The organism is Pseudomonas gingeri, from assembly GCF_013386165.1.
Taxonomy (GTDB): Bacteria; Pseudomonadota; Gammaproteobacteria; order Pseudomonadales; family Pseudomonadaceae; genus Aquipseudomonas; species Aquipseudomonas gingeri_C.
The window spans coordinates 1-6,516 of sequence record NZ_JACAOS010000043.1; the positions used below are offsets into that span (position 1 = coordinate 1).

General features: G+C 52.8%; 8 protein-coding genes. 5 read left to right on the forward strand and 3 right to left on the reverse strand.

The features are described from left to right. Positions 1-370 (forward strand): alpha/beta fold hydrolase (locus tag HX866_RS33935; protein ID WP_177141283.1); only part of this gene is annotated, 370 nt, incomplete at its 5' end. A 547-nt stretch (positions 371-917) separates the two neighbouring features. On the opposite strand, the gene HX866_RS33940 is transcribed toward HX866_RS33935, so the two are convergent. Together HX866_RS33940 and HX866_RS33945 are read right to left on the reverse strand one after the other, a co-directional pair. Beyond that, on the reverse strand, positions 918-1,319 hold the full coding sequence (locus HX866_RS33940) for a tautomerase family protein (RefSeq protein ID WP_177141284.1): 402 nt from the start codon (positions 1,317-1,319) through the stop codon (positions 918-920). 34 nt (positions 1,320-1,353) lie between these two features. Further along, positions 1,354-2,280, reverse strand: coding sequence for an alpha/beta hydrolase (locus HX866_RS33945; RefSeq protein ID WP_177141285.1), 927 nt, complete (start codon positions 2,278-2,280; stop codon positions 1,354-1,356). Between the two features lie 29 nt (positions 2,281-2,309). Between HX866_RS33945 and HX866_RS33950 the strand changes: the two genes are divergently transcribed. The 4 genes from HX866_RS33950 to HX866_RS33965 all read left to right on the forward strand — a co-directional run bounded on the left by HX866_RS33950 (position 2,310) and on the right by HX866_RS33965 (position 5,083). Next, positions 2,310-3,158 (forward strand): alpha/beta fold hydrolase, encoded by an 849-nt coding sequence (locus tag HX866_RS33950; protein ID WP_177141286.1) that lies wholly within the window; start codon positions 2,310-2,312, stop codon positions 3,156-3,158. A gap of 144 nt (positions 3,159-3,302) precedes the next feature. Further along, positions 3,303-3,782, forward strand: coding sequence for a MarR family winged helix-turn-helix transcriptional regulator (locus tag HX866_RS33955; RefSeq protein WP_177141287.1), 480 nt, complete (start codon positions 3,303-3,305; stop codon positions 3,780-3,782). Positions 3,783-3,930: 148 nt separating this feature from the next. Further along, on the forward strand, positions 3,931-4,356 hold the full coding sequence (locus HX866_RS33960) for a nuclear transport factor 2 family protein (protein WP_177141288.1): 426 nt from the start codon (positions 3,931-3,933) through the stop codon (positions 4,354-4,356). Positions 4,357-4,369: 13 nt separating this feature from the next. Continuing rightward, positions 4,370-5,083 carry a flavin reductase family protein gene (locus HX866_RS33965; protein WP_177141289.1) on the forward strand — a complete coding sequence of 238 codons (714 nt, stop codon included), beginning with the start codon at positions 4,370-4,372 and terminating at the stop codon, positions 5,081-5,083. Positions 5,084-5,446: 363 nt separating this feature from the next. On the opposite strand, the gene HX866_RS33970 is transcribed toward HX866_RS33965, so the two are convergent. Continuing rightward, a complete protein-coding gene (locus HX866_RS33970) occupies positions 5,447-6,100 on the reverse strand; it encodes a TetR/AcrR family transcriptional regulator (RefSeq protein WP_177141290.1) in 654 nt (217 codons plus the stop codon). Positions 6,101-6,516 lie beyond the last annotated feature (416 nt).

The window sequence follows — 6,516 nt, forward strand, 5'->3', positions numbered from 1 at the left end:
GGAGCTGTTCTTCGCCCCAACCGCTACAAGTCAGGCTGCAGGCAAGGCGTGGCTGAGTCGTATCGGCGCACGGCAGGTGGACAGAGAACCTGAGGCGGTTGCACAGGTTGCGGGTGCCCAGTTGGAAGCGTTGGCGGCATGGGGTCAAGTGATCGGCGAGCGCTACAGCGATCTGAAGAAAATCACACAACCAACCCTGGTCGTGAACGGTGCTGACGACATCATGGTGCCTACCGTGAACTCGTACATCCTGCAGCAGACGATTCCCAACGCCCGGCTCATGCTCTTCCCGGACTCCGGGCATGGCGCTCATTTCCAATACCCAGAAGAGTTTGCTGAAGCGGCTGCCCGATTCCTCGCCGCGGATTAAGCTACAGCGGGTCTAGGAAGTGTTGGATGATGGTCTATACGAAGGTATAGGCCATTGTTTATTTGGTATCTAATATTCGGCTCGGCTGCGCTCCCTACTGTACTGGTCAGAAAATTTGGGGTGGGCTTCGATCAGATGCTCAAATACCTGTATAACCTACTCCGTGGCAGTATGCGGCTCGTGGGTGGGCGGGGCGACGAAGCGTCTCACTACCATTAAATGACGAAAATTTTGGGGTAATGGCCTCGCTCGTTTGCGCCATGCGACGTTTGAGACACTACTTTTTGTAAGGCGCTTAGTGCTGGGGGGGCGCCAAGCAAAGTAACGTCCATTGCCACTACCTTGACCAGGATGATGGCCGCCTTTGTGCTTTCGCAAAGCTCACGGGCATCTTGAAGAGCCCTCACGACGCGACCAAGGCGTTATGCTTCGAGAAAATAAAATGCCAGTCAGGTGGATTAACTGACTGGCATTACGTCGCTGCATTTAGGTGGATATCAACCGCCGCACACACTCAGTTCATCAAATACCGCCTGAGCGTAATCGGTCACCATTTCGGTGTCGTATCCGCCAACTGAGCAACGCCTCGCCCGAACGAAAAGTTTTCATTGGGGACTGGGATGAGCGCGATAAACACGTCATCAGGCGAAATGTCGGCAGCCTTTTCCAGGAGGCGAGTAATGGTCGCCATCAAGATACTTTTGTCCGACTGAGGTCTGTGCGCGCCAATCAAAATAGTGATGATCATTGCGTTTGGCGTGCGATTCATCTCCATAAACGTTGGGTGGATGAACAGTTCTTCATCGCCATGCTCACTGAGCATAACGAAGCGATCCCCTTCAGGAATGTTCAAGGCTTCGACGAGTGATTGATTGAGGGCATTGCCGATGGCAATCTTTTGATCCCGAGTGAAGCGCCCTTTGGGGATGTGGGCATTGAATACAGGCATGATATGTCCTCCAATAAAATTGATGATGTGCGTATCAAGTGATGGCGTGAGTAATCTCAGCCGTTACGGGGTGAAGGTGCTGTGTGAACCAATTTGTCGCTGAGCGGCTAGCCGCGTTGAATGCTCCGTAATAGGCGTCAAAATGCCCACCTTCGATCAGGATCAGCTTTTTGGGTTCGAGCGCTCGCTCGTAGGCCTCTAGCTCAAGGTCAGTCACCGTAATGCGATCGTGTGTCGCGACGACCATCAACAGTGGTGTTGGCGAGATTCGACTGATCCAGACGCCGGGCTCGTAGAGGCGAGCTGCAAACGAAGAGCGAAGCGTGACCTCGTTTGTCCAATTGGCGCCGCCAAGGTCGCGTGAGTAGAAATCGATGGCATCTGGAGATCGGTACGCTGCAGCCTCCGCAGTATTTGCACTTACAACGGCCTGTACGGCAGGAGCGCCACCGCGGTGCTGCACACGAAGATCATCTGTCATCGTTGCGAGAAACCCAGGAAGGGCATCGGGGGAAACTCGGCGTCTACTTTGTTCGAATCCGCTGATCGTTGGGACTTGTGAAACAACGCACTTGACCCTTTGATCGGTCGCAGCCAACACCAGAGCATGTCCACCACTGAAACTGCTGCCCCAGATACCAATTCGCGTGGCATCGACCTCTGGACGCGTTTCAAGAAATGACAGCGCACGACGCCAGTCTGCAATCTGGGCCCAGGGATCGATATCGTTTCTTGGCGTTCCATCGCTGGAACCAAAGTTACGGTGATCATGTACCAGTACGACAAACCCAGCGTCGGCAAAAGCCACGGCAAAACGTTCGAGAGCGTGTTCTTTGACCGCGGCAAATCCATGGCACATAGAGATGGCCGGTCGCTTGTCAGTGCCTGAAGGGGCAAACAACCAGCCTCGTAGTGTCACGCCAGACTCACCGGTGAATTCCACGTCGTGCTTCACAATCATAGGAAAACCTCTCTTTACAAAATGCGCATATGCTCATAATGTTCATCGGGACAGCAGATTTGCAAGAGAAACTTCACGAGTGGGGGGTAACGAAGATGGTCGTCGAACGAGGGATAGCTCAGCCGGACTCTGGGCAGCAAGCCAGCGGTGGGGCACAAGATGCAGTAATTTTCATCCACGGCTTTTTGGATAGCCATGCGACATGGGGGCCGCTCATACAGTCACTGTCAGCCAGTGCCTCGCTGCTTATTGCTCTGGATCTTCGTGGTGCCGGAGCGTTGAGGGCGCACGTAGGCCCCTATACATTGCAGCAGTCGGTTGCGGACATAATGGAGATGATCGAACTGAGGGGGATCAATCGATTTCCCCTCGTTGGCCACAGCATGGGAGCCCAGATCGCAGAGCTCATCGCATGGCAGGTGCCTGAGCAAGTTACCTCATTGACGCTGATAACCCCAACGCCGCTTGCAGGGAATACTCTACCTGACGACGTACGTACGTTTTTGCGTGAGAGCGGAGGCGATCCGGTCGCGCAGCGCGAAATTCGTAGGCTCTTTTCCAAGAATTTGAACGACGACCAGCTCGATCTTTTGGTGGCGCGAGATCGATTGATGGGAGTTGAGGCGGTGCGGGGTTATTACGATGCATTCTCAGTTGGTGACTCAAAGGGTTTAGGACCCTGTCCATATGAAGGTCCTACACTGATTCTCGGAGCCATGGATGACCTCGTTATTCCTCTCCAACAGGTTGAAGAAATAAGGCGAACGCGCCTCCCAAATGCTGCATTCCAGCTCATTGAGGACTCTGGTCACTGGCCGCAGCTTGAGCAGCCTGCGAAGACCGCCGCAGTTCTTGCGGAGCATTTAGGGCTGAATTAATTTCGGCATCGTGGCGAGCGTTTCACGGGCAACCGATGTGTCGGCGCGTTGCTATCGTTGCTATCGTTGCTATCGTTGCTATCGTTGCATTTATGCGTATATGAGCGTAAATCTATCGTAACAGTAGTGTTCATCGAGTATGAAATGTCAGCCCAAGCTTCAGCGCAAGATGATTTTGATGGTTGCTGTAATTGCTTGGCCACGCGCCAGGCATCTCGGTACCTGACGGCGGTATACGATCAGGCGCTCAGTCCTGTTGGGTTGCGAGCAACGCAGTTCTCGATTCTATATAAGCTAGTGAAATTTGGCCCGTTGACGATTGGTGAGTTGGCCAACCGCATGGCCATGGATCGGACCACTCTCTCCACTAACCTGAAGCCGCTGGAGCGTGACAGGTTGGTTGATATTGTGCCTGGCGTGGATCGTCGCGTGAAGCAGGCTCTCGTTACTGGAGCGGGGCTTCTGCGGTATCAACAAGCGCTGCCGCTTTGGAAAGACGTGCAGAGTCGATTCGAAAATACATATGGTCAGCAATCTGCCGCCGAACTGCGTGATGCATTGCGAGCGGTGCTCAAAACTGGATTTGAGCCATGGGCCGAGAGTCTGCCTGCCGCGAAGAATTGATAGGAGAGTGGCTGAGGCGTTGAAGCCTTGCAGAAATGCCCAACTGAACACAATCTTACTTTTTAGGAATGTATGAGCATATGCTCTTATATAGATGATATATGAGTATGTGCTCCTATTTGTGAAAGCACAGCCGGAGATAAAAACAATGAAACATCCTCGATTAATCGCTGCGTGCAAGAAGGCATTTACAGGCTTTGAGAAGAACGACAACTCCGATCTGCTCAGCGTTTTAGCGGACGATGTCGTCTTCGAGTTTTCAGATTCGCTCCCCTATGGCGGTACATACGCAGGTAAAGCGGAATTCCAGGCCTTTTGGGCTCACGTTTACAAGGAGTGGGAGTACTTCAATTACGACGCCAGATCAGTTCTGGAAGTCGATGACTACATCATCATCCCTGTCATTGCGCGTGCGAAGTCCAAGCGGGGAATTTCCATGGAGAACGAGCACTTGTTCCTCTTTAGAGTGGAGGCAGATACGATCGTTTGGGGAAGGATTTATGCCGATACAGCGCGAGGGCGGGATGTGCTCGAAGGCCGCGAACCGCGTCACTATCCAAAGATTATCCTCTAGCGCTGGAGGCATTATGGAAATCGATCCTGATACTCTCGATAGCACCGAAACGTACAAAATACTTATTGGAAGCGTGCTACCGCGGCCCATTGGTTGGGCGTCAACCATATCCGCCGACGGCGTTGCCAATCTGGCGCCTTTTTCATTCTTCACGGTGGTCTCACGAAAGCCGCCAATGGTTAGTCTTACCATCCAGCCTCGCTCAGACCGAACCAAGCTCAAGGACACATTGATCAACGCGCGTGAGACAGGTGAGTTCGTGATCAACGTGGTATCTCTAGCGCAGGCCAACCAGATGCACATAACATCTGGCGAGCACGATCCTGAGACAGATGAATTTGAGCTCGCAGGTTTAACAACGATTCCGTCGATAACGGTGCGCGCGCCGCGCGTCGCTGGAGCGCCCATCACTATGGAGTGCAAGGTTGAGAGCATTTTATCCATGGGGGAGGTTGGCGACCACTTGGTGATCGGACGCATTACTCGTTTCCATATCCGTGATGATCTGTGGCTAGATCGCGGGCGAATAGATACCGCTGCGCTGCAGCCTGTTGGTCGTCTTGCGGCGGAATATACCCTGGTGAACTCCGTTTTCGCGTGCCCAATACCGGAGTATGTATTAGATAACCAAGCGCATATGAGAATGCACAGGATTGATAGCAAAGACGCAAGTTGGTCTGCGCTCGATGAGAGAGGATGGTCTGCTGCGGGCAATGCGAAGGTATAAGTGAGTCGACAGTCAGTCTAGCTACCTGCGTCCTCCAAGCGTGAGCAGATCTAGTCACTGAAAATCGGAGCTCTTTAGTATGGAGGTTGGCTGAAAAAAGAGTTGTCGTTTCTCTGGTGTCGATGAACCGGGTTCTTAAGCTTACTGATCAGAAAAAATCCGAAATCCATATGAAGGGTTTCGGGTTTTTTATTCATGTTGTTGGATGGTGGACGCTGTGCCGTCCCTCATCATGGCAAGGATCGAAGTGCGCGGTGAACCCATCATTGCAGGGTGGCGATTAGCGATCGAGACCCCGCAGGTGCATCACTAGTGTCCGGTAAAAGCCTAAGGGGAGCTTGCTCCCCCTTGCGGTGCCCCGACCTATCCGAACTGGGGCGGTCGCGCTGTTGGTTCTTTTGAGCAAGTGGATAAGTCACTCGATGCCTTCTCTTGAAACTCTGACAAGTCGGGAGATGTAATCGACACCAATACTGATCTCAACACGTCGTTCGATAATTCGTCGTCGTCGACTGCGCGAGCGAGCACGAGTGCACCGACCATGCTCGCGTAGGTCGCCAATGCTCGTTCACGCGTGACGAGAGGGGATTTGTGGGGCATCAGATTCGTTAGCAATTCCGCCGTGGATCTTACTCCTTGGGTAAAAGCTGCTCGTAAGGGCGAGCGGTGACGAGCGGCTTCTCCTCCTAGTGCTGCAAGCGAGCATCCCTCGCCAGGCCGATCACGATGTGCAGGTGACAGATAAGTGGATGCGAACTTGTACAGCGCGTCCTCACCACCAGACGCTGTCAACTGTTGCCATTCGTCAACTGAGCTCGATAGCGCATGTTCACTCGCCAGCGTTATCAAATCCTCTTTCGAGGAGAAGTAACTATAGAAGCCGCCATGGGTCATTTCGATGGACTTCATCAACTCAGCTACTCCAACTTTGTCGAAGCCTCGCTCACGGAAAAGGCTTGCCGCCGATTCAATGATCCGCTTGCGGGTCTGCACGGTCTTGGCTCTGCTTACCTTCATTAGATTTTTTCCTAACGCAAAGAATGTTGACAGTTTAGATTGCGAGTGTAATATAAATCACATGTCGATCGTAATGTAAATTTTTGTTGACAGATTGGTGGCTTTTTTTTGCGTTCCTTGAGGTTCGGTGTTGGCGGTTGCAGGCTTGGGTTTTTGCCTTGGTTGGCCTGCGTTGCGGGCGTTTCATCAGGGCTGAATACGACGTGCAGGTGTATTGAACACCGGGGCTCGGAACGGCTTGCGAGTCGACGCATAGGCAGGGCCGCAACCCGGTCGGGAGAGGGGATACCAATCGGCTTTTCCCCCGGCAGATACGGCAGAAACCATTTCGACCAACATGGTCAATTAGGAGAGAATGATGACTTTCAAAGCATTACTCGCAACAAAGACAGGTGACAAAATCTCGGCCAGCGTGG

Bases quoted from the DNA above. Each gene is read 5' to 3' on its own strand.
- HX866_RS33940 (WP_177141284.1), bottom strand. From the start codon at position 1,319: ATGCCTGTATTCAATGCCCACATCCCCAAAGGGCGCTTCACTCGGGAT.
- HX866_RS33945 (WP_177141285.1), bottom strand. From the start codon at position 2,280: ATGATTGTGAAGCACGACGTGGAATTCACCGGTGAGTCTGGCGTGACA.
- HX866_RS33950 (WP_177141286.1), top strand. From the start codon at position 2,310: ATGCTCATAATGTTCATCGGGACAGCAGATTTGCAAGAGAAACTTCAC.
- HX866_RS33955 (WP_177141287.1), top strand. From the start codon at position 3,303: ATGTCAGCCCAAGCTTCAGCGCAAGATGATTTTGATGGTTGCTGTAAT.
- HX866_RS33960 (WP_177141288.1), top strand. From the start codon at position 3,931: ATGAAACATCCTCGATTAATCGCTGCGTGCAAGAAGGCATTTACAGGC.
- HX866_RS33965 (WP_177141289.1), top strand. From the start codon at position 4,370: ATGGAAATCGATCCTGATACTCTCGATAGCACCGAAACGTACAAAATA.
- HX866_RS33970 (WP_177141290.1), bottom strand. From the start codon at position 6,100: ATGAAGGTAAGCAGAGCCAAGACCGTGCAGACCCGCAAGCGGATCATT.